The sequence below is a fragment of the Nocardia sp. NPDC004168 genome, from assembly GCF_040610355.1.
In the GTDB taxonomy this organism is placed as follows: domain Bacteria; phylum Actinomycetota; class Actinomycetes; order Mycobacteriales; family Mycobacteriaceae; genus Nocardia; species Nocardia sichangensis.
This window is the reverse complement of record NZ_JBEXME010000005.1, coordinates 182,808-205,067: the sequence shown is the minus strand read 5'-3', so window position 1 is coordinate 205,067 and position 22,260 is coordinate 182,808. Positions and strand designations below refer to the sequence as shown.

The 22,260-nt window shown below is 69.5% G+C and carries 19 protein-coding genes; 13 read left to right on the top strand and 6 right to left on the bottom strand.

Annotated features, from left to right (window positions below):
• The first annotated feature begins 147 nt into the window (after positions 1-147).
• The 6 genes from ABZW96_RS12780 to ABZW96_RS12755 all read left to right on the top strand — a co-directional run bounded on the left by ABZW96_RS12780 (position 148) and on the right by ABZW96_RS12755 (position 5,574).
• Entirely contained in the window at positions 148-990 is an 843-nt protein-coding gene (locus tag ABZW96_RS12780) for an ABC transporter permease (RefSeq protein WP_355074082.1), read from the top strand.
• Positions 991-1,719 (top strand): ABC transporter ATP-binding protein, encoded by a 729-nt coding sequence (locus tag ABZW96_RS12775; RefSeq protein ID WP_355074080.1) that lies wholly within the window; start codon positions 991-993, stop codon positions 1,717-1,719.
• Positions 1,716-3,305 carry an FAD-binding protein gene (locus tag ABZW96_RS12770; protein ID WP_355074079.1) on the top strand — a complete coding sequence of 530 codons (1,590 nt, stop codon included), beginning with the start codon at positions 1,716-1,718 and terminating at the stop codon, positions 3,303-3,305. The genes ABZW96_RS12775 and ABZW96_RS12770 overlap by 4 nt, the downstream gene beginning before the upstream one ends.
• Positions 3,305-3,646, top strand: a complete 342-nt coding sequence (locus tag ABZW96_RS12765; RefSeq protein ID WP_355074077.1) for a 4Fe-4S dicluster domain-containing protein — start codon at positions 3,305-3,307, stop codon at positions 3,644-3,646. The genes ABZW96_RS12770 and ABZW96_RS12765 overlap by 1 nt, the downstream gene beginning before the upstream one ends.
• Positions 3,647-3,662: 16 nt before the next feature.
• Positions 3,663-4,664: an ABC transporter substrate-binding protein gene (locus ABZW96_RS12760; protein ID WP_355074076.1), complete on the top strand. Its 1,002-nt coding sequence runs from the start codon at positions 3,663-3,665 to the stop codon at positions 4,662-4,664.
• A gap of 139 nt (positions 4,665-4,803) precedes the next feature.
• A complete protein-coding gene (locus ABZW96_RS12755) occupies positions 4,804-5,574 on the top strand; it encodes a 2-phosphosulfolactate phosphatase (protein WP_355074075.1) in 771 nt (256 codons plus the stop codon).
• A 13-nt stretch (positions 5,575-5,587) separates the two neighbouring features.
• Here the strand turns inward: ABZW96_RS12755 and ABZW96_RS12750 are convergent, their stop codons facing one another.
• The 6 genes from ABZW96_RS12750 to thrS all read right to left on the bottom strand — a co-directional run bounded on the left by ABZW96_RS12750 (position 5,588) and on the right by thrS (position 12,189).
• Positions 5,588-6,205, bottom strand: coding sequence for a TetR/AcrR family transcriptional regulator (locus ABZW96_RS12750; protein WP_355074073.1), 618 nt, complete (start codon positions 6,203-6,205; stop codon positions 5,588-5,590).
• Between the two features lie 61 nt (positions 6,206-6,266).
• Positions 6,267-7,775, bottom strand: coding sequence for an NAD(P)/FAD-dependent oxidoreductase (locus ABZW96_RS12745; protein ID WP_355074071.1), 1,509 nt, complete (start codon positions 7,773-7,775; stop codon positions 6,267-6,269).
• Entirely contained in the window at positions 7,772-8,629 is an 858-nt protein-coding gene (locus tag ABZW96_RS12740; RefSeq protein WP_355074070.1) for an SDR family NAD(P)-dependent oxidoreductase, read from the bottom strand. The genes ABZW96_RS12745 and ABZW96_RS12740 overlap by 4 nt, the downstream gene beginning before the upstream one ends.
• Complete coding sequence (locus ABZW96_RS12735; RefSeq protein WP_355074068.1) at positions 8,613-9,518, bottom strand: alpha/beta hydrolase; 906 nt, start codon at positions 9,516-9,518, stop codon at positions 8,613-8,615. The genes ABZW96_RS12740 and ABZW96_RS12735 overlap by 17 nt, the downstream gene beginning before the upstream one ends.
• Complete coding sequence (locus ABZW96_RS12730) at positions 9,515-10,858, bottom strand: cytochrome P450 (protein ID WP_355074067.1); 1,344 nt, start codon at positions 10,856-10,858, stop codon at positions 9,515-9,517. The genes ABZW96_RS12735 and ABZW96_RS12730 overlap by 4 nt, the downstream gene beginning before the upstream one ends.
• A gap of 110 nt (positions 10,859-10,968) precedes the next feature.
• Complete coding sequence (thrS, locus tag ABZW96_RS12725) at positions 10,969-12,189, bottom strand: threonine--tRNA ligase (protein WP_355074066.1); 1,221 nt, start codon at positions 12,187-12,189, stop codon at positions 10,969-10,971.
• A 251-nt stretch (positions 12,190-12,440) separates the two neighbouring features.
• Here thrS and ABZW96_RS12720 point away from each other — a divergent pair, with 251 nt between their 5' ends.
• The 7 genes from ABZW96_RS12720 to ABZW96_RS12690 all read left to right on the top strand — a co-directional run bounded on the left by ABZW96_RS12720 (position 12,441) and on the right by ABZW96_RS12690 (position 21,952).
• On the top strand, positions 12,441-13,739 hold the full coding sequence (locus ABZW96_RS12720) for an ABC transporter substrate-binding protein (protein WP_355074065.1): 1,299 nt from the start codon (positions 12,441-12,443) through the stop codon (positions 13,737-13,739).
• Positions 13,736-15,550, top strand: a complete 1,815-nt coding sequence (locus tag ABZW96_RS12715; protein ID WP_355074063.1) for a hypothetical protein — start codon at positions 13,736-13,738, stop codon at positions 15,548-15,550. The genes ABZW96_RS12720 and ABZW96_RS12715 overlap by 4 nt, the downstream gene beginning before the upstream one ends.
• A gap of 31 nt (positions 15,551-15,581) precedes the next feature.
• On the top strand, positions 15,582-17,324 hold the full coding sequence (locus tag ABZW96_RS12710) for a tetratricopeptide repeat protein (protein ID WP_355074061.1): 1,743 nt from the start codon (positions 15,582-15,584) through the stop codon (positions 17,322-17,324).
• A gap of 130 nt (positions 17,325-17,454) precedes the next feature.
• A complete protein-coding gene (locus ABZW96_RS12705; protein WP_355074059.1) occupies positions 17,455-18,609 on the top strand; it encodes a formyltransferase family protein in 1,155 nt (384 codons plus the stop codon).
• 201 nt (positions 18,610-18,810) lie between these two features.
• Positions 18,811-19,752 carry an RNA polymerase sigma factor SigJ gene (sigJ, locus tag ABZW96_RS12700; RefSeq protein ID WP_355074057.1) on the top strand — a complete coding sequence of 314 codons (942 nt, stop codon included), beginning with the start codon at positions 18,811-18,813 and terminating at the stop codon, positions 19,750-19,752.
• Between the two features lie 81 nt (positions 19,753-19,833).
• Positions 19,834-21,021, top strand: a complete 1,188-nt coding sequence (locus ABZW96_RS12695; RefSeq protein ID WP_355074055.1) for an FAD-dependent oxidoreductase — start codon at positions 19,834-19,836, stop codon at positions 21,019-21,021.
• Positions 21,022-21,199: 178 nt separating this feature from the next.
• Positions 21,200-21,952 carry a TIGR03084 family metal-binding protein gene (locus ABZW96_RS12690; protein WP_355074054.1) on the top strand — a complete coding sequence of 251 codons (753 nt, stop codon included), beginning with the start codon at positions 21,200-21,202 and terminating at the stop codon, positions 21,950-21,952.
• The last annotated feature ends 308 nt before the right edge of the window (positions 21,953-22,260 follow it).

Genomic DNA, 22,260 nt, shown 5'->3' with positions numbered 1-22,260 from the left:
TGCCCGCATCGTGCCTGATGGGGGTGGTGCGGCAGGAGTGAAAGGACCCGCGCGCGGGTTCAGGATCGCGCTGATCGCAATCATTCTGTGAACCGTCTGCGCACCTTACTGTTCCGGACAGTACTTCTCGTGTGAGGACCGCGTCAGATGACATTGCAGTTGGATCCGACCACATCCGCGCCGCCTTCCGCCCCTGCCGAGGCGGTCGTCGAAAGCCCGGCCCCGTTCATCCGGAAGCTGATCGGCCTGGCCAGAGCGTCTTCCGGGCTGATTTTGGCGGTGATCGTCTGGCAGTTGGGCGCCCGATCCTGGCTCGGCACGACCACTCCGGCGCCGACGGAGGTGCTCGAGGCCGGGTGGGAGCTGATCAGGTCGGGCGAGCTGTGGCAACATCTGGCGGCCTCCGGGCGTCGGGTGGCGGTCGGGTTGGCGATCGGCATCGGCATCGGTCTGGTGTGCGGGGTGGCGGCCGGGTTGTTCCGCGTCGCCGAAGATCTGGTGAACGGCCCGCTACAGGCGTTGCGAATGTTGCCGACGCTGGCGCTGGTGCCGGTGTTCATCATCTGGTTCGGCATCGGCGATTCGTTCAAGATCGCGTTGATCATCGTCGCGCCGATCTTCCCGATCTATTTGAACGTGCTGGCCGGGATCCGGGGTGTGGACCGGCGGTTGGTAGAGGCGGCGGAGTCGCTGGGCCTCAACCGGTTCGAGTTGACCACCAAGATCATCCTGCCCGGTGCGTTGCCGCAGATCTTCGTCGGTTTGCGGCAGGCACTGGGCGTCGGCTGGCTCACCTTGGTGGTCGCGGAGATGCAGACCACGCCGGTCGGTCTCGGGTTCCTGATGAACGATGCCAAGGAGTTCCTGCGGACCGATCAGATCTTCTTGGTCCTGGTGATCTACGCGGTGCTGGGGTTGCTCACCGATCTGTTCGTGCGCGTGCTGGAACACCGGTTCCTGGCCTGGCGCACCGGATACGAGGGGAAGTAGATGACCGCCACCATCGGGACCGGTGTCCGTATCCGCGGGGCGGTGCGCGCTTTCGGCGGGCGCACGGTACTGCGCGGGGTCGACTTGGATATCGCGCCGGGGGAGTTCGTCGCCCTGCTCGGCGCCAGCGGGTCCGGTAAGAGCACGCTGCTGCGCGGAATCGGTGGGCTGGACCGCGGCTTCAGTGGGTCGTTCGACGTGCCGGGATCGAAGGCGATCGTGTTCCAGGAGCACCGGTTGATTCCGTGGATCACCGTGTGGCGCAACGTCGTTCTCGGCGTCGACCGGGCCGGCAAGGCGCGTGCGTTGACGGCGCTGGAGGAAGTGGGGCTCGTCGCGAAAGCGGATGCGTGGCCCGCGACCTTGTCGGGCGGGGAAGCGCAGCGGGTGGCGCTGGCCAGGGCGCTGGTCCGCAATCCGGAACTGCTGCTGCTCGACGAGCCGTTCGGTGCCCTCGACGCGCTGACCCGGTTGAAAGTGCAGGCTCTGGTGGCGCGCCTGTGGACGCTGCACCGCCAGTCGGTGCTGTTGGTGACCCACGACGTGGAGGAGGCGCTGCTGTTGGCCGACCGTGCGCTCGTGCTGCGCGAGGGCCGCATCGCCGAATCCTTCGACATCACCGTCGCCCGCCCGCGTTCGGTGGTCGACCCCGAATTCTCCGCACTCCGGCGCCGGTTGCTGCTCGCACTCGGCGTGAATCCCGAGGCACCGACAGGAGCAGACGTATGAGTGAACCGTTGCAGATCAGTACGGACGTCTTGGTGATCGGCGGCGGGCCCGCCGCCTGCTGGGCCGCGATCCATGCCCGCGAGGCCGGCGCCGAGGTGACGTTGGTGGACAAGGGCTACTGCGGGACCAGCGGCGCCACCGCCCCGTCCGGCACCGGCGTGTGGTACGTGGCGCCGGAGGCGACCGCGCGGGCCAACGCGAAGGCCAGCCGGGAAGCGCTGGGTGGGCATCTGGCCGATCACTATTGGATGGACCGGGTGCTGGATCAGACCTACGCGAACATGAATCGGCTCGCGGTGGAGGGACGGTATCCGTTCCCTGTGGATCCGGCCACCGGTGAGCAGATCCGTACCGGCGTGCAGGGCCCGGAGTACATGCGCCGGATGCGGGCGTGGGTGAAACGTGCCGGGGTGCGCATCCTGGACCATTCGCCCGCGCTGGAGTTGCTGGTCGACGACGACGGCGTGGTGCGCGGCGCGGCGGGCTACCAGCGTCAGGCCGACCGGGACTATCGCATCGCGGCCGGTGCGGTGGTGCTGGCCACCGGCGGTTGCGCGTTCCTGTCCCGGGCGCTGGGCACGAATGTCGACACCGGTGACGGCGCGCTGATGGCGGCCGAGGTGGGCGCCCGATTCTCGGGGATGGAGTTCTCCAACGCTTATGCGATCGTGCCGAAGGGGTCGACGATCACCAAGACCGCCTACTACGGTTACGCGACGTTCTTCCACGAGGACGGGCGGGTACTCGAGGGCGCGGGCTCGACCAAGGGCCGTTCGGTGATCGCGCGAACACTGTTGCGGGAGAAGGTGTTCGCGCAACTCGATCGTGCCGACGCGGCGGTGCAGGCGCAGATGCGGCTTGGGCAGCCCAATTTCTTCCTCCAGTTCGATCGGCGCGGTATCGACCCGTTCACCGACCGGTTCGAGGTGGATCTGCTCGCCGAGGGCACCGTGCGCGGCACCGGCGGCATCGATGTGGTCGACGACGACTGCGCTACCTCGGTCGCGGGCTTGTACGCGGCGGGTGACGCGGCGACCAGGGAGCGGATCTGTGGCGGTTTCACCGGTGGCGGCAGCCACAATTCGGCGTGGGCGATGTCGTCGGGCAGTTGGGCGGGCCGCGGCGCGGCGTTGTTCGCGCTGAGCTCCGGTGGGGCGCGCAGTGCCGATCTGCGCGGTGCCGGGCGCACCGGGTTGCGGCCGCAGAGCGCCGAGTCGGTCCGGGCGGCGGACGTGGTCGAAGCCGCGCAGCAAGAGCTGATCCCGTTCGAGAAGAACTACCTGCGCCACGGCGACCGGGTCGGGCCCGCGCTGGAGCGGCTGGACAACGTGTGGGAGCAGGCCACCCGCGGCTTGGGCGGCGGCACGGGGGACGAGCGGGTGCGCGCTCGGCAGGCCGCGGCCATCACCGCCGTGGGACGGTTGATGTACCGGTCGACGCTGGCGCGGACGGAGACGCGCGGGATGAGCAAACGCGCCGATCATCCGGATCTGGACCCGAAGCAGCACCATCACATCCTGTCCGGCGGGCTGGACGAGGTGTGGACGGCGACGTCCGCGGCGGCGACCACTTCGGCGGTGGCGTGATGATCGAGATCTTGCGCGCTGGTGACTGCATCGGCTGCGACAAATGCGTGGACGTGTGCCCCACGAATGTCTTCGACCGCACCGACAGCGGAATCCCGGTCATCGCGCGGCAGTCCGATTGCCAGACCTGTTTCATGTGCGAGGCCTACTGCCCCACGGACGCGCTGTACGTCGACCCCGAGTCGACGCCGCTGGCCGATCACGACACCGTGCGCGGCGAGCACATCGGCCGCTACCGCAAAGAGCTGGGCTGGGGCCGCGGCCGCCAACCGGGCAGTCTGGTCGCGGTGGGGCCGCGTCTGCCGCACGGCACTCCGCCGCCGCGGTTGTCGGAACTCTGAACAACGAAAGCGAATCATGCGCATACTCCGGCTGATCGTGCCCGCTGTCGTGTCCGCCCTGCTGCTGGTTCTCACCGGCTGCGGGTCGGACGACGCGGGCTCGGCGACCCGCGCCGAGATCAAGACCCTCCGCATCGGCACCATCGGCACCGGCAACGTGCTGACCGGGCCGGTCGGCTTCGCCCATCAGCGCGGAGCCCTGTTGCCCGCGCTGAAGCCGCTGGGGGTGGACGCCATCGAGGTCTACAGCTTCCCCAACGGTCCCGACCTGAACCAGGCGCTGGTCGGCGGCCGCCTCGACGTCGCCACCTACGGTGACACGCCTGCTCTGGTCGCGCGTGGCAGCGGGTTGAAGACGCGGCTGCTGGCCATCGCGGCGGTGGATTACAACGCGGGCGTGGTGGCCAAGGATCCGGCGATCCGGACGCTGAAGGATCTGGCGGGCAAGAAGATCGGCGTGCAGTCGGGCTCCTACATCGATCGGTATCTGCAGGGTGCGTTGAAGGCCGAGGGCATCCAGGCCCAGCTGGTGCATCTGCTGGCCACCGACGCGGAGGCTCCGCTCAACGGCGGCGATATCGCGGCGGTCGCGCTGCCGGATGTGAACCCGTCGTCGTTCTTCCACGCGTTCCTGGCCAAGGGTTTCCACCAGGTCGACTCGATTCACGACAATCATCCCGATCTCGCGGGTACCAGTTCCTCGGTGAGCAGCCAGGACTTCCTCGACAGCCATCCGCAGTTCGGTGCCGCGTGGCAGTCGGTGATCGCCGAGGCCAACCGGTATGCGAAGGCGCATTGGGACGATTACGTGAACTACGAGGTGTCCCAGTCGAAATCGCCGGAAGCGGTGGTGCGCGCCACCGCGCGTGAGAGCTACATTCCCGACGAGATCTTCGCGCCGCTGGGCATCCAGTTGCTGACGGGAACCAAGCAGTTCCTCGTGGACCAGAAGAAGATTCGGGAGGATTTCGGTTTGGAGGAGTGGTTCTACCGGCCCGACCGGCCCAAGCAGGGCTGAGCCGAGCGTCGGTCGCCGAGTTCGCCGGGCCGGGCGGCGGGGACCCGTTCATGTGGGGCGAGTACGCGTTCGCCCTGGTCCAGCGGGGGACAGCGTCATTCGTGGCAGACCTCGGCAGTGTCGATCGGGAGGGGAGTTCGTGGCGGAGATCGCGGAGTGGGCGCGGCAGCAGCCGTGGGGGGTGCGGCTGGAGTGGGGGCTGACCGGTGCGCTGGCGCTGGGGCCCGGGAGCGCGTGTGTGGTGGTGGTCGACGTCCTGTCGTTCACAACGTCGGTGTCGGTCGCGGTCGAAGCCGGGACGCGAGTGCTGCCCTATCCGTGGCGGGACGGCGGTGCGGCGGAGTTCGCCGCGCGGCACGGCGCGGAGCTGGCGGTGGGGCGGCGGGCGGTATCGGAGCGGCAGCCGTGGTCGCTGTCTCCGGCGGCGTTGCGGTGCGCGCCGGTCGCCGAGCGGCTCGTGCTGCCCTCGCCCAATGGTTCGGCCATCTCCGCGGCCGTCAGCGGTGTGCCGGTGGTCGCGGCGTGCCTGCGCAACGCGAGCGCGGTCGCTCGCTGGATCGCCGGGCGAGGATGGGGAAGCGCGCGCCAGCCGGTCGCCGTGATCGCGGCAGGTGAGCATTGGCCCGGCCGCGACGGGCTGCGGCCAGCGGTGGAGGACTGGCTCGGTGCGGGGGCGGTCGCCGCGGCACTGGCGCGCAGCGCAGTCGGGCCGCTGTCTCCGGAAGCGCACGCCGCCGCGGTGGCGTACGGCGGGATCGCCGATGTGGCGGCGCTGATCCGGGACTGCGCCTCCGGCCGCGAACTCGCCGAGGGCGGGTTCGCGCAGGATGTCGCGGCGGCCACCGAACTCGACAGCAGCGGGGTGGTGCCGGTGCTGACCGATGGGGCGTTCGTCGACGCCGCGCGGTGAGCGCGGCCGGGCGCTAGCGGTGGGGGCCGATCAGCCCGATCGCGGATTCGACTGCCACGTCGATGATGTCCGCGATGTCGTCGCCGTCTTCCACGGTGGTGGCGATGAGTTCGCGGAAGCCGCCGAAGAGGATGGTCGCCACTTGGCGGGACGGCGGCCGTAGTCCGGCGGCCGCGAATTCGGGTGTGTCGGCGAGCTTCTGGATGAGCGCCACGAACGACTCGCCGACCTCGCGCTGCAACTGGCGCGTGTCGTCACCGAGGGCGGGAACGACACGGATCCAGCTGAGAGTGAGGGATGGCTCTTGCTGGGCGGTGCGTATCCACGCTTCGATGGCTTGGCGCACCTGGGTGCGCCAAGCCATGTGCGGGTCGACCGCGGCATCGATCCGCTGGATCATGTCCTTGTGGTGCTCGCTGAGCAGGGCGATGAAGCAGTCCTGTTTGCTGGTGAAGTGCTCGTAGAAGGTGCGGCGCGAGGTGCGGGCATAACGAACCACGTCGGCGACGGTCGAGTCCTGGTAGCCGCGTTCGCGCACGGCGGCGGCCATGGCGTCGAGCAGGCGGCGGCGGAACCCCGAATCCGTGCCGTTGTCGGCGGAGGTGCGGGGTACGGGCGCGGCGCGGGTCACGAGAATCAGGTTAGTTACTCCTTTCGGTTCGTCGCGTCCGGCCCGAGTCCGCGGCCGGATGTCAGGCTGTGGATTGCCCGGAATCGTGTGCCGATGCCATCGTCTGGTCGTCGTCGGAGGGTGTGCCGCCGCGGGTGAAGCGGATGGTGCCGTCATCGATGCGGCCGTAGCGGAGGGTGAGCACGTCGTGGGCGTAGCTCATGCCCAGCCGCCACGGAGCCCGCGAACCCGCTTTGGGGAATCGGTCGATGTCGCGCAATACGTAACCGGCTTGGAAGTCCAGCAGCGGTGTGGGTGTCACGGCGGGGTCGGGCCACGGGGTGGTCTGCCGGTAGCCGCCTGCGTCCATGTGCCGCAGCAGTCGGCAGACGAATTCGCTGACCAGATCGGCTTTCAGTGTCCAGGACGCGTTGGTGTAGCCGATGGTGAACGCGAAATTCGGCACTCCGCTGAGCATCATGCCCTTGTAGGCCATGGTGTGCTGCAGTGCGACCTCGTGTCCGTCCACCGTGAGGCGCAGGCCGCCGAGCGCGAGCAGTCGCAGCCCGGTCGCGGTCACCACCACATCGGCGTCGAGCTCGCGGCCGGATGCCAGGCGCAGCCCGGTCGCGGTGAACCGGTCGATGCGATCGGTGACCACCGTGGCGCGGCCGTCGCGGATGGCGCGGAACAGGTCGCCGTCCGGCACCAGGCACAGCCGCTGATCCCACGGCTGGTAGACGGGTTTGAAATGGGTGTCGACGTCGTAGCCTGCGGGCAGTTGCTTGACGGTCAGGTTGCGGATGAATCTGCGCATCTGCCGGGGCCGCCGTCGGCTCAGCTGGTAGATCAGTGTGCTGACCAGCACGTTCTTCCATCTGACCACGGTGTAGGCCCGTTTCGGTCCCAGGAGTGCGCGCAGCCGGTTGGCCAGGGCGTCGCGGGCGGGCACGGGCAGGATGTAGGTCGGGGAGCGTTGCAGCATCGTCACGTGCGCGGCGGTGTCGGTCAGCGCGGGTACCAGGGTGACCGCGGTGGCGCCGCTGCCGATGACGACCACCCGCTTGCCCGCGTGATCGAGGTCGGTGGGCCAGTGCTGCGGATGCACCAGCTGTCCGCGGAAGTCGCCGATGCCGGCGAACTGCGGGGTGTAGCCCTCGTCGTAGTGGTAGTAACCGCTGCACACGAGCAGGAAGTCGCAGGTGAATTCGCGGGTGCCGCCGTCGTGTTCGGCCGACACCTTCCAGCGTGACTCGGCGCTGGACCAGGATGCTTCGGTCACCCGGTGCCCGTACCGGATGAACCGGTCGATGCCGGCGTCGGCGGCCGTTTCGCGGATGTAGCGCAGGATCGCGGGACCGTCGGCGATGGCTTCGGCTTGCGTCCAGGGGCGGAATCGATATCCGAGGGTGTGCATGTCGGAGTCCGAACGCACTCCGGGGTAGCGGAACAGGTCCCAGGTACCGCCGAGAGTGTCGCGTGCTTCGAGGATCGCGTAGGTGCGGTGCGGGAAGGCGGCCTGCAGGTGGTGGGCCGCGCCGATGCCGGACAGGCCCGCTCCGATGATGAGGACGTCGAGGTGTTCGCTCATACCCGTGCTCCTTTCGGTTCCCGGGTGCGCAGGCTGCGCTCGAGCAGCGCGACCACACCGTAGTAGTGGGTGGGTGTCACCCGTGCCAGGGCGTCGAACAGGTAGGCGTCGGGGCCGACGAGGATGCGGGACTTGCCGTGTTCCACTCCGCGGCGGATGATTTCGGCCGCCTTCTGCGGCGTGGTCAGTGCTATGGTCTCGAATTCCGCCGCCATCTGCTCGTGCGTCCGGCCCCGGCCCTCGGGGTCCTTGCGGACGCGGGCGTTGCGGGCGATGTTGGTGCTGATGCCGCCAGGGTGGACGTTCACCGCGGATACCCCGGTGCCGCGCAGTTCCTGGCGCAGGGCGTCGGTGAACCCGCGGACGGCGAATTTGGCCGCGCAGTAGGCGCTTTGGTTGGGCATGCCCAGCAGCCCGAACACGCTGGAGGTGTTGACGATCACGCCGTGGTCCTGCTCGACGAGAATGGGCAGGAAGGCGCGGGTGCCGTTGACGACTCCGTCGAAGTTGATGCGCCGCAGCCATTCGTCGTCTTCGGCGACGGCGTCGAGCACCGAGGAGGAGACCGCGACACCGGCGTTGTTGAACACCGCGGCCAGCGGCGCGGACAGCCAGTCGCGGACTTCGTCGGCGAAGGCGAGCTGGTCGGCGGCGTCGCGCACGTCCAGGACGCGGGTCAGCACCGGCCCGGTCAGCGACGCCGCCGTCTCCTTCAGCCCGGCCTGGTCGATATCGGCGATCGCGACGGGAGAGCCGGTGCGGGAAAGCAATCGGGCGAGGCTGCGGCCGATCCCGGAGGCCGCGCCGGTGATCATGACCGGGCGGCCGGATAACGGCCTACGGGTGCGGGGCATCGATGCTCCTGCTTTCGGACGTGCGGATGTGTTCGTGGATGAGGTCGGCGAGTGTCGGCCACACCGCGGCGGGCAGGTCGTGGCCCATACCCGCGAGGCTGTGCAGGCGTGCGTGCGCGATCGCGCGAGCGGTGGCGCGGGCGCCGGTCGGGGCGACCATCCGGTCACGGTCGCCGTGCAGCACCAAGGTCGGGGCGGTGACCGCGCGCAGTTCGCGGGTCCGGTCACCGGATTTCACGATGCCCGCCAATTGCCGGCCGACGCCCGCTGCGGGCCTGGGGTCGCGATCCCAGGTGCGGGCGGCTCGCGCGCGCACGGCGGACTCGTCGAAGGGGTATCCGGCCGAGCGGATGTGCCGGTACATGCGCACGGTGCGATCGATGTGCTCGTCGCGGGTGCGTGCCGGTCGGGCGAACATCAACCGCCAGGTCGACCAGGCCGGGCGGCCGACCCGCGCGGCGCCGGTGGTGGACATGATCGAGGTCAGGGATGCGACCCGGGCGGGATGGTGGGCGGCGACGGTCTGGGCGATCATTCCGCCCATCGACATGCCGACCAGATGCGCCGAGGGCAGCTCGAGCGCGTCGAGCAATCCGACGGTGTCGGCGGCCAGATCGGCCAGCGTGTACTGCTCGCGATGCCAGCGCCGCCGCAGCATCTGCACCGGCGCCGGTGGCGGGAAATTCGCGTGCGTCGAGCGGCCGACGTCCCGGTTGTCGAAACGGATGACCTGGCAGCCGCGCGCGACCAAGAGCTCGCACAACCCGTCGGGCCACTCGTGCAACTGTTGACCCAATCCGGCGATCAACAGCAGTGGGACACCGCCGGAGCCGTGCTGCTCGTAGGCGAGGGTGACGCCGCGGCCGACTTCGGCGAACTGCTCGCTCATACCGCCGCCTCGGCGGTGCGGTCGAGCGCTTGCCCACTGGACGGCGGTGTGCGGCGGTGCACCACGGCGCGGCCCTTCTCGGCCGGGACGAGCGCGACGCCGCGGAAGTGCGTGCGCTCGTCGCGGGCATCGGTGGGTTCGAGCGTGAAATCGCGCAGCAGCGTGCGCAGCACGACGTTCATCTCCATGGTGGCGAACGCGGCGCCGATGCAGCGGCGGCTGCCGCCGCCGAACGGGATCCAGCTGAATGTGCCCGGGCGCACGCCGACGAATCGGTCGGGGTCGAAGGCGCGGGCATTGGGGAAGAGTTCCTCGTTGTCGTGCATCAACCGGATGTTGGCCACGACCTTCTGGCCCTTGGGCAGGGTCCACCGGCCCAGTTGCAGGGTTTCGGCCCGGACCTGCCGGAAGGTCGCGTCGATGACCGGCCGCACGCGCTGCACCTCCAGCAGCGTCGCCTCGCGCAGTTGTGATCCGCCCGCGTCGGCTTCGGCGACCAAGCGGCGCAGGATATCCGGGTGCCTGCGCAGCCGCTCGATCGTCCACGACAGCGTGGTCGCCGTCGTCTCGTGTCCGGCGGTGAGCAGGGTCAGCAATTCGTCGGCGATCTCACTGTGTGACATGGCCGAGCCGTCGTCGTAGCGCGCTTGCAGCATCATCGCGAGCACGTCGTCGCGCTCCTCGATCCGGTCGCTGGCGGCGCGGTCGATGAGTTGTCCGACGATCTCGTCGTAGCGGCGGCGGTAGGCCGCGAAGCGGGCCCAGGGGCCGAACCGGCCCAGCGCCCGCTGGGGAACCGGGATCGCGGCGAGACCGGAGCCGATCAGGACGAGTCTGGGCAGCAGTCGGCGCAGTTCTTCGAAATCCGCGCCTTCGGCGCCGAAGACCGCGCGCAGGATCACGTTCAGCGTGATCCGCATCATCGAGTCCATCGTCGCGAACTCGCGGCCCGAGGGCCACGAGGCCATCTCGTGGACGGCTTCCTCTTCGATGAGCGATTCGTACACTGTCAGTCTGCGGCCGTGGAAGGGTGGGGTGAGCAGTTTGCGCTGCTTGCGGTGTTCGTTCCCGCTGAGCGCGAACAGCGAACCGGGGCCGAGGAATTGACCGAGGTTGATGTCGATGTTGTCGACGAGGTCGGCGCTCGCGGTGAACAGGGCTTTGATCTCGGCGGGGTCGGCGAGTACGACGGACCGCCCGAATCGGGGCATCTGGATGGTGAAGGCCGATCCGTAACGGTCGTGCATGCGCCGCCAGGTCCGGGTGCGCCCGGTCAGGATCTGCAGGTTCTGCACGATCGGCGGGGTGGATGGCCCGTCGGGAAGTCGCACAGCGGGCATACGCCCACCTCCTCGTGTGGTACTTCGATGTACCACCCGTACGGTACGCGCACGTACCACGTTGTGGCAAGGCTCACATCATGCCGACCCGGGCTGCCGCCGCGATCCCGTCAGCAGTCGTCCCACAATGCCGCGCTGTGGGCGGCGAGCAGAGCGGCGATGCGGTCGAGCGCTTCGGCGGCGGGCAACGGGTCGAGGCGGCGGCCGTCACGCAGCCGCAACGCCACACGGTCGGCGGTGAGTTCCTCCGCGCCGATGATCGCCTGATACGGCGCGAGCCGGTGCTCCCGGATGCGAGCGGCGAGGCTGCCGCGATCCGGCGGCGCGACCGCCACCCGCAGCCCGCTCTCGCGGCAACGGCGTTCGAATCGGGCGGCCGCGCAGTGCTGGGCCTCGGTCACCGGCAGCACGACCACCTGGGTCGGCGCCAGCCAGGCCGGGAACCGGCCGCCGTGGCATTCGATCAGATGGGCCACGGCCCGTTCGATGCTGCCGATGATGCTGCGGTGCACCATGACCGGACGGTGCGCGACGCCGTCGGCGCCGGTGTAGCGCAGATCGAACCGCTCCGGTTGATGGAAATCGACCTGCACGGTGGACAGAGTGGCCTCCCGTCCCGCGCTGTCGCGCACCTGCACGTCGATCTTCGGGCCGTAGAACGCGGCTTCGCCGTCCACCGCGTCGTAACGCAGGCCGCGCTCGTCCAAGGCGGCGGTGAGCACGGCGGTCGACCGCTCCCACAAACCCGGAGCGGCAACGTATTTCCCGCCGCGACCGGGCAGCGACAACCGGTAGCGGGCGGCGCGGATATCCAGTGCGGCATAGGCGTCGGCGATCATCGCCAGCGCTGCGGCGACCTCGTCGGCGGCTTGATCGAGGGTGCAGAAGATATGCGCGTCGTTGAGCTGGATCCCGCGCACCCGGGTCAATCCGCCCAGCACGCCAGAGAGCTCGGAGCGATACATGCCACCCAATTCCGCTATGCGCAGGGGTAATTCGCGATAGCTGTGCGCACGGGAGCGGAACAGCAGCGCGTGATGGGGACACAGGCTCGGGCGCAGCACCACCTGCTCACCGCCGAGATCCATCGGAGGGAACATCTCGTCGCGGTAATGCTCCCAGTGTCCGGACAATTCGTAGAGTTCACGTTTGCCGAGCACCGGCGAATACACGTGGTGGTAGCCCGCGCGGCGTTCGGCGGCGCGGATGTAATCCTCGAGGGCGTGGCGCACGGCCGCGCCGTCCGGCAGCCAGAACGGCAGTCCCGCGCCGATGAGCGGGTCGGTGTCGAACAGATTCAGCGCACGGCCGAGGCCGCGGTGGTCGGGCATGATGGTCTCCTCGTCGACACAGGGCGAGTGACCACGAGACGAAACCCCGGGGCACTCGCCCCGGAGCTGGAATGAACGTGGATCAGCGCGCCGGGACGAATTCCGGCGTCGTCGTCACAGCTGCGCGCTCCATGCCGGTGACGCTAGCAGAGGCGTCCGCGCCCGCGCACGAGAGTTTTCGAAGCGGCCACCGGCGCGACGACTCTGACGCATAATCGAGTTCGACTGGCACGCAATGACATCGGGGGTCGATGGGGACGCGCAGAGCGGTGCTGCAAGCGGGAATGGTCCTCCCGCTGGCTGCCGCGTGCGCGCCGGAGGTGCTGCTGGGCAGCTCGGACGCGGTGCGCGTCGGCGTGTCCTGGAGCGGCCAGGAACTCGCCGCCTTCCACGCCGTCCTGGACGGGCTGGACCTGGGCTTCGAGGTCGAGGTCATCCCCCTCGGCGACAACACCGACACCGCGTTCACCGCAGGCGGCCGCTCCGCGCCGGACGTGGTGCTGCTTCCGCAAGCCGGGCGGGTGCGCGAACTCGCCGACGCGGGCAAACTGCGGCCCCTCGCCGAGACGGTGTGGGCCGATGAACTCGGCACCCGCTACGCCCAACCCTGGCAACTGTTGCTGCGCTACCAGAGTCGGCTCTACGGTGTGCCGTTCAAAGCCGCGGACAAATCGCTGGTGTGGTTCGACCGCCAACAGTTCGACACCCACGGCTTGGGTGAGCCGGCGGCATGGACGCTCGACGGCTGGGTCGACCGGATGGAGGTGATCGCGCAGACGCCGACCCGCCTGCTGGCGCTGGCCGCCGCCGACGGCTGGGTGCTCACCGATTTCTTCGAGAACGTCCTGCTCGCCGAATCACCCCGCATCTACGACGAGTTGGCCTCCAAGAACCACCGGGAACGGGAATGGGACAACCCGGCGGTGCGGGCCGCCTTCGGTCATCTAGGGATTCTGTGGGGACAGCGGCACGCGTTCCCCGGTGGCGTCGGCGTCGCGCTGACCAGGCAGTTCTCCGACGCCATCCGAGAGGTGTTCCAGCATCGCCGGGCCGCGGCGGTCGTGGCGCCGGACTTCGCCGAACCGATCGTGCGCAGCGCGGTCCGCGCGTCCGGGCGCGAGATCGACGACGCCGTCGGGGTGGTGGCCTTCCCGCCGGTGGACACCGCGCCGGGGCGGCCGAAGATCGTCGGCGGTGACGTGATCGTGGTGACGCGGCAGGCGACCCCGCGCGCGGACGAACTGGTCGAGAAACTGGCCGCCGCTCGCGCCCCCCTGCCGTGGATCGAGCGCTACGGCGGCTTTCTCGCCCCGAACCTGCGCACCGAGGCGGACTACTCGCCGCTGCTGGCGCCCTCGGCAGGTGAGCTCGCCGCGCGCAGCACCTTCGATCTGTCCGACCGGATCGGGCCGGTGGGCGGACGGGAAGGATTGTGGCGGGTGCTGACGGAGTTCCTCATCGCGATCGGCGATGGCGGGCAGGCGCGAACGACCGAGGCCACCGACCGTGCCATCGCCGCGCTGGACGACGTCGATCGGCGGGGCCGATGACAATGCCTCCGGATTTCGACGTCAACGGTCTGCGCATCGAGCTGGCCACCCGCCGCATGCGCGGGCCGCTGGTCGCGGGCGGCAGGCCACGGCGCTGGCTGGGCTGGGTGGCCGGGCTGCCGGCGACGCTGCTGACGGTGGCGCTGCTGGTGCTACCGGCGGGATGGACCGTGCTGATCGCCGCCCGGGCCAGCCCGTTGTCGGTGCTCGCGTGCGCGGTCGCGGCGACCGGTGCGCTGCTGCCCGCCGCGCTGCGCAGGCGGCGGGGTGTGCCGTGGATCCGAATTCTGCTGTGGCCGTCGTCGATCGGTGCCACGATCGCCGGACTGTGGCTGCTGGGCGGCACGATGAACGCCGACGGTCGCGGCGCGTACCTGCGCACACTGTTGTGGGTGGCGTTCGGGATCGGGCTGCTGCTCGCGGCGCTGGCGATCGCCTGGTGGGGCCGGGCGGCGCGCTGGTTGTGGCTGCCGCTGATCGTGCCGTTCGGGGTGTCGGCGTTCGTGTCCGGGGTGGCGTTCCGGGTGATCTTCGGCAACGGCGCGCGGTGGCTGGACATCGAGGACGTCGGGCTCTACCGGTGGTGGCTGGCGGCGATGCTCGGGTCGGCGTTCCTGTGGACCTGGCTGGGTTTCCTCACCGCGCTGTTCCGCGCGGGAATCCATGCGATCGAAGCCGATCCGGCGCGCGCCGGGTACCTCTACCGCGACGACGGCAGACCGCTGGCGGTCCGGCTGTACGAGTTGCTGCGGCCGGTGCTGCTGATCGCCGGACTGGCCGTCGGCGTCGCGGCCGCGCGGGTGTTCGACGTGGTGCTGATCGGGGTGCCGGGGGCGCTCGAATACCAGGTCGACAGCGCGACCGTGCACTGGTGGCGGCTGGCCGCCGACGCCGAGCCCGGCGCGGCGGCGGCCTACGCGCTGCCGCTGGCTGTACTCGTGGGCGCGGTCGCCTGGCTGCTGCAAGTGGACGTACGCCATCACCGCGCGAGTTGGTCGGCGGTGCGCGCGATCTCGGTGGCGGGACGGCGGCGCATCGGTCCGGTGCGGGCGGCGGGCATCGTGCTGGTGTCGGTGCTGGTGCTGTACCCGATCGGCGTGCTCGCCTATACCGGGTTGCGTACGCACGACGGCTTCGGCTTCTCGGCCATAGCTCTGGTGTCGGGCGACGACGGACTGTGGCGTTCGCTGCAGACCACCGCCTGGGTCGCGGGGATCGTCACGGTGGTCGTGGTCACCGCCGCCGCGCCGGTGGCCTACCGGCTGGCCGCGCTGCGACCCAACGGCACCGCCGCACGACTGGCCGTCGTAGCGCTGGTGGTGCTGGCGGTGATGCCCGCACAGACCTACCTCGGGCCGATCGACGGTCTCGTCGACACGTACGAACTGTCCGGAACCCGCATCCCGCTGATCCTCGTGCACGCCGCCGCCGGACTGCCGATCGCCATCCTCGTGCTGCGCGGCGCGATGCTGTCCCCGCCGGGCAGCACCGCCGCGGACGCACTGCACGGACTGGCCAGTCCGGGGACCATCGCCCAGCGCGTGCTGGCCTCCTCCGGACCCGCGCTGGGAGCGGTGGCGGTACTGGAGTTCGTGCAGGTGTGGAACGACTTCTTCATCGGCCTCGTGGTCAGCGGAGCGGGCGCGAGCCCGTGGTCGCTGCTGCTGTGGGGCGGAGCACGGCAATTCGGCGAGAACAGCGCGCAACTGGCCGCGGGATCGCTGGCGTCGGCCGTGCTGCCGGTGGCGCTGCTGCTGGTGACCTGGCGGCGCTGGGTGGTGCCGGGCCTGACCGGTGGAGTGCTGCGATGACGCGAGCCGCCGGCGGCGAGGGAGGAATCGGGTGAGCACCTCGACCGAGCACACCGAACCGGTCGGGCAGACCGCCACACCCAGATCCTCGATCTGGATCGGGTTCCTTGGCACCGCGTCGCTGGTCGCCTACACGGTGTTGTTCGAACTGGTGCGCACCCTGGTGGTGAATTCGTTCGGCGAGAACGCCGTCGTGCAGTTCTTCAACGGGCCGCTGCGCTGGTTGTCGGTGCTGTTCATCGCCGCGGCGGCAACCTACGCGCTGTACCGGTTCGCACGCGGGTATCGCACCAAGATGCGCACCGCCCGCGACATGGACCTCATCGCCGGTCTCATCGAGCCGGGCCCCGCGCTCGCCGACCGGAGGCCACGGGAAGCCGCGCCGCCGCGACGGACGGTCGCGGCGCTCGACGGGCATCTCATCGCCGCGGTCCTGCGGGACCTGCCGGTGCACGACTATGAAACCGTCGCGCTGCTGGCGGTGCTCAACGCCATTCGGGACACGCCGGGACGGTTGCCGCTGGCACGGGAACCCTCGGCCCGCACCGCGGCGAGACTGCTGGACGGTCTGCACCGCCGCGGAATTCTCGCCGGGCACGGTGCCCAGCGGTGGTGCGTGCGACAAGTGCCCAGGCTGCCGGATCGAGCGACGGTCACCGCCGGACCGCAGTGGGCCGCGGCGCTCACCGCGCTGCTGCACCACTACGCCGACCGCGCGGGGCGCTGGGCCATCGCGCTGGAGTCACGGCGTTTCGCGGTGGGCGCTCGCCGCTGGTTCGAAACCGAGGAACCGTACCTGCGCGCCCTGGTGGACGCGTGCGCGGCTCGAGTGAATCCACCGGATTCTCCGGATCCACCGGCTCGAGGTGTGGATTATCCCCCGGCGGCCGTCGCGCACCTGGTCGACATCGGCAACGCGTTGGACGTGTGGTACGCGCGTATCGGCCTGGGGGAGAACGGGCGCGGAGTGGCCGACGATCTGTGCTCGCTTCCCGAAACCGACGAGCTGAACCGCGATCTGCTGTTGTTGCGGGCGGGACGGCTCACCGAGCGGCCGCGCGGCTACCGGCCGCGGCGATTGTCGACGAGCTTGGCCGCCCGCTGGGAACATCAGGCGGCGCTGCGGGAGCTGGACGCCGGCTCGCCGGTGCTGGACAAGGTGGCCGAGCAGCTGGAGACCGCGTGGTGGCTGCTGCCGCGTGACGACGTCGCCGGTGAGGTGTGCGCCCTGATCAATCTCGCCGTCGTGCACATCCGGCAAGGACGCCTCGACGCCGCGCAGGATCGTCTCGAACTCGCCGAGTCCCTCACCCGCGCCGGCCTCGATCCCGACGGACGCGCGCAGACCCACGAGACCATGGGCACGATGTGGTGGGCCCGCGGCGAACCCCGCCGAGCCCTGCGCTGCTGGCAGCTCGCCCTGACCGCCTACCGCGCCCTCGACGACGACCTCGGCATCGGCCGCTGCCTGCAACACCTCGGCTCCGCGATCGTCGTCGACCCCGACCACGCCACCCTGTTGCTCCCCACCGACCCACCCCTTACCCGCACCGAAGCCCTCCGCCAAGCCACCGGATGGCTCGCCGAAGCCCGGCGCAGGCATCCCACCGCCCGCCACGTCGAACACTATGCGGCACGCGCACATTCGCAACTGCGCGCCGATCGCGGCTTCCGCGACCTCCTGCGATCCCGCCGCCGCACCCCGCAGGCTCGGATCGATCAGTGGCCCGCATCCGTCGAAGATCACGCCCACCGGCCGCAAGACCTTCGCTGACCTGCCTGTGGCCCGGCCGTTCGAGTTCGCAACCCGCAGCAGAGAAGCGAACCCGGCCGCTTCGCCCTCCGCGACGCCCAGCGTCGATCACACCGACCATGGCGAGTTCGCTGTGCCAGACTACGAAGCCGTGCCGGAACTTCGCGTCGCGGTGATCGCCTCCCACAACGGATCCAATCTGCGTGCGCTGCACCGAGCTTCCCTTGTGGCGGACGCACGGTTCCGGATCGTGCTCGTCATCAGCAACAACAGCGACTCCGGTGCGCTGCGCTACGCCCGCGACAACGCGATTCCCGCCCGCCACCTGTCCGGACGCACCCACGACGACCCCGACGAAGCCATCCGCGCCGCGCTCGTCGAGTACTCGGCCGACTGGGTGGTCACCGCCGGATACCTGAAGAAGATCGGGCCGCGCACCAGAGCGGAGTTCTCCGGACGGATCATCAACGTCCACCCCGCACTGCTGCCCCGACACGGCGGCCCCGGTATGTACGGCGGGCACGTGCATCAAGCCGTCCTCGACGCCGGAGATCCCGTCAGCGGCGTATCCGTCCACCTCGTCTCGGACGAATACGACACCGGACAGATCATCGCCCAGGTAGAGGTACCGGTCCAGCCGGGTGACACCGTCGAGACACTCGGCGCGCGGGTGCTGCACGCCGAACACACGTTGCTTCCCGATGTGGTGCGACGAATCGCTACCCGGCACACTGCCCGCTCCACTCTCGTCCTGGTCCGTCACGCTGAGCCGTTCACCCCTCGCGCGGGAGGGCCGGGCGACTACGAGCGGTCACTGACCGCGGCAGGCGAACAACAAGCCGAGCTGCTGGTCACCGACCTGGCAGCCCTGTCGCCCACCGTGATCTTCTCCAGCCCCTACCTCCGCGCAGTCCGAACCATCCAACCGCTCGCACGTCGCACCGGCTTGCCCATCGAAACCGACCACGATCTGCGCGAGTGGGAGTCCGGGATCGGCCCGACACCCGACTATGCGCGCTACTACTGTGAAAACTGGGCCGAGCCGTCGCTCGCCAGGCCCGGTGGCGAGAGCCTGCGACAGTTGTCCGACCGGGCCGCGGCGATCCTGACGACGCTGGCGCACCGGCACCGCGGCCGGACCGTCGTCGTGGGCAGCCACGGGACGTTCATCTCCCGGGCGCTGATCGCGTTCGGTCGCGGCGAGGTCGACTGGGCATTCAGCCGCGCCATGCCGATGCCCGCGGTCTACCGGCTGGACTTCGAGGACGAACGCGTTCAGTCCACCGGTCCTGGCCTGCGACCGTGACTCGACCGAACAATATTGTGCCGGCGGCACTGTGCATGTCGAAGCCGGATACGCCCCCGAGCGTTGTGCTGAAGGATGAGCTGCTTGTCGGCGAGTGCGAGTTCCCGGTCGCGGCCGGCACGTGCGCGACGCCTCCGAGCAAGCTGGTTGGGGACCGCTACCGCTGGACACGACCGGTGCGCATGGCCGACCATGACCGACATGTTGCTCACGCGCGAGGCCGATCTGTTCGAACGCTCCAGGGGTCGCCTGGAAGCGATCGCCTACCGCTTGCTGGGCTCGGCCGGCGACGCCGAGGACGCGGTGCAGGAGACGTATCTGCGCTGGCAGGCCGCCGACCGCGAATACGTGGAGACGCCCGAGGCGTGGCTGACCAAGGTGCTCACCAATCTCTGCCTCAACCAGCTCACCTCCGCCCGTGCGCGCCGGGAAACCTATGTGGGGCAATGGCTTCCGGAGCCGCTGCTGGCTGGCGCCCCGATGCTGGGCCCGGCCGACACCGTCGAACAACGCGAATCGGTGTCGATCGCCATGCTCACGCTCATGGAACGGCTCACCGCCAAGGAACGCGTGGTGTATGTACTGCGCGAGGCCTTCGGCTACTCGCACCACGAGATCGCCGACCTGCTCGACATCACAGAATCGAATTGCCAGCAGGTCTATCGCCGCGCCAAACAGCACTTGGCCGTGGAAAGGGCGCGTATCGAGGTGGACGAGACCGCCGCCCGCCGGATCGTGGAGGAATTCCTGGCCGCGGCGGTCAGCGGACGAACCGACGAGCTGGTGCGGTTACTCACCGATGACGCCGCCATCATCGGTGACGGCGGCGCCTTCTTCGCCACCTTGAACAGGCCGCTCGTCGGCGCCGAGCGCATCGCGATGTTCGTGCGGCTGGCCATCAAACCTACGGGTGCCAAGTGGGACAAGCTCGGCGGCAAGCCCACACCCTTCGCCGCGATCGTCAATGGCAGGCCCGCGCTGATCCTGGTGGCCGAGGATCGCATCGTCGGCGTCGTGGTGCTGGAGGTGACCGCCGACGGCATCGCCGCCGTGCACGCCCACGTCAACCCCGACAAGCTGGCATTCGCCAATCGCCAGTGGGCCACCTACGCACCGGGAGAACCCCTGCCCGATTTATGGTGACCCACATCACACCCTGCTCCTGTCAGCATTCGTGCGGCTGTCCGGTTCAAGCTCCGAACCCACCGAGACAGGAGCAACACCATGAAGCACCGCATCGTCGTCCTCGGAGCCGGGTACGCCGGAGCCACCGCAGCCGGCCGCCTGGCCAAGCGACTGCACCGCGACGACGTCGAGATCACCCTGGTCAACGCCGATCCCGACTTCGTCGAACGGGTGCGCCTGCACCAGCTCGCCGCCGGGCAGGACCTGCCGGTTCGTCCACTGCGGAAGATGTTCGCGGGCACCGGCGTCCAGGTGCGCATCGCATGGGTCGATTCGGTCGACGCCGACCGCAAGACCGTCGAACTGATCGGCGATCAGGGGGCCGAGACCCTCGCCTACGACACACTCGTCTACGCCCTTGGCAGCACCGTCGCCGATTTCGGCGTGCCCGGCGTTGTCGAACACGCCCACCAGGTGGCGAGCAAGCAGGCGGCGCTGCGGCTGCGGGAACGTCTGAGCCGGCTGCGGGCGGGCGAGACCGTGCTGATCGTAGGTGGTGGCCTGACCAGTATCGAGGTCGCCACCGAGATCGCCGAGGCGCGCCCGGATCTGAAGGTCGCGATGGCCGCGCGCGGCGGCGTCGGCGACTGGCTCGACGAGAAGGCACAGAGCCACCTGCGCGGCGCGTTCGAACGCTTCGGTATCACCGTCCACGAGCACGCCGACGTCATAAGGGTCACCGAAGATGGCGTGGTCACCCGATCGGGAGCGCAGATCCCTTCGCAAATGACCGTCTGGACAGCGGGATTCGCCGTGCACCCGATCGCGGCCGCCAGCACTCTGACCGTCTCCGAGACCGGGCGGATCGTCGTCGACGCTACCCAGCGCTCGGTCTCGCACCCGGATGTATACGCCGTCGGCGATGCCGCGCACGCCGCGGGAGTGGGTGGCAGGATGTTGCGCATGGGCTGCGCCACCGCCTCCCCGATGGCCTGGCTGGGCGCCGATGCCATTGCCGCTCGGCTGACCGGACGTGAGATTCCCGATGCCCCCATCGGCTACAACAGCCAGTGCATCAGCCTCGGCCGCCGCGATGCCATCGTGCAGAAGGTGACCAAGGAGGATCAGCCGACCTCCAAGGTCGACGTGGGCCGCAAGGCCGCCCGCGTGAAGGAGTTGATCTGCTCGCTCGCGGCCTGGTCCGTGAAGCACCCGACCCTACTGGCGCCGAGGCGGCGTCGCCGGGTCGGCGCGACCGGCGCAGGGGCTCCGGTCGCGACCGTCTGAGCGCGCGGGCGCGGAACCGGTGCAGGTCCGCCCCGGCCGGACAGGCTGGGGCGGACTACCCGGTTCCGCGGGATTTCCGGATGCGTCGGCTGCGTGGCACGGTCGGCGGCTACATTGATGGTGATCATGTTCGACCATGCGTGTGAAGGCGATACCGGATGTTGGACTACGCCTTGACATGTCCGATGTGGAGCGCGATCTTGCTCTGCCCGACTCGGTTGCTGAAGGAGATGAACTCGACGCCCTGGTATCAGGGCAAGCCGACTGGTCCAAGGACACACCGGCGACAGGGTGGACAATCGCCCACCAGATCGCTCATCTTGCCGCAACTGATGCGAACGTTCTCATCGCCATACAGACCCCACAGGCATTCGACGCCGTGCTGAAGCGGGCCGAAGCCGCAGGCAGGCGATACGCCGATCACGACGCCGCCGCGGGAGCGGCGAAACCGCGCTCGGTACTGCTGGAACAATGGCGTGCCGGTCGAGCCGAGGTGGCGGCGACGCTGCGTGATGTTCCACTGGACCATGGGTTTCCGTGGTACGGCTCGCAGCTGACCGCCGCGCTCATGGTGCCGCTTCGACTGATGGAAACGTGGGCGCACGGGCAGGATGTCTTCGATGCGCTGGGCGTCTCACACCGTCCGACGGATCGGCTCCGCCATGTGGCCTCGCTGGGAGTCGTAGGACGAGAGCTGTCGTTCTACGCGGCCCAATTGCCAACTCCGGCAGAGCCATTTCGCGTCGAGCTGACGGGGCCCGACGGCCGGACCTGGGGCTGGGGCCCGGAAGATGCCGGGCAACGGGTGCAGGGCAGTGCCTTCGACTTCTGTCTTCGAGTCACCCAGCGCAGGTCCCTGGCCGAAACCGACCTCACCGCGGTGGGCGCGGACGCACGGCGGTGGCTGGAGATCGCTCGCGTTTTCCTCTGAAGAGGTTGGTTCCCCGAGCCGCTAGGCACCGACCGGCCGCTCGACGCCGGGCCTGGCCTACGGGCCTCCGGCGACCAGGTCGTCGACCTCGACGATCAACTCGCGACCAGATCACGTTGCGCGAGGAGGCAAGCTCGGCGCGATCGGGCTCAGCCGCAACTGCTTCGGGCGGAGCCGACCCGCGACGGTGACTCGGCCGACGACGCATTCGACTGCGGTGGCAGCACTGCCGACCCGGAACCGGACATCACGTAGCCGTTGCCGGTGGCGAACACCCGCACCTGCGCCCGCCGTCCTTCCAGAAGTCC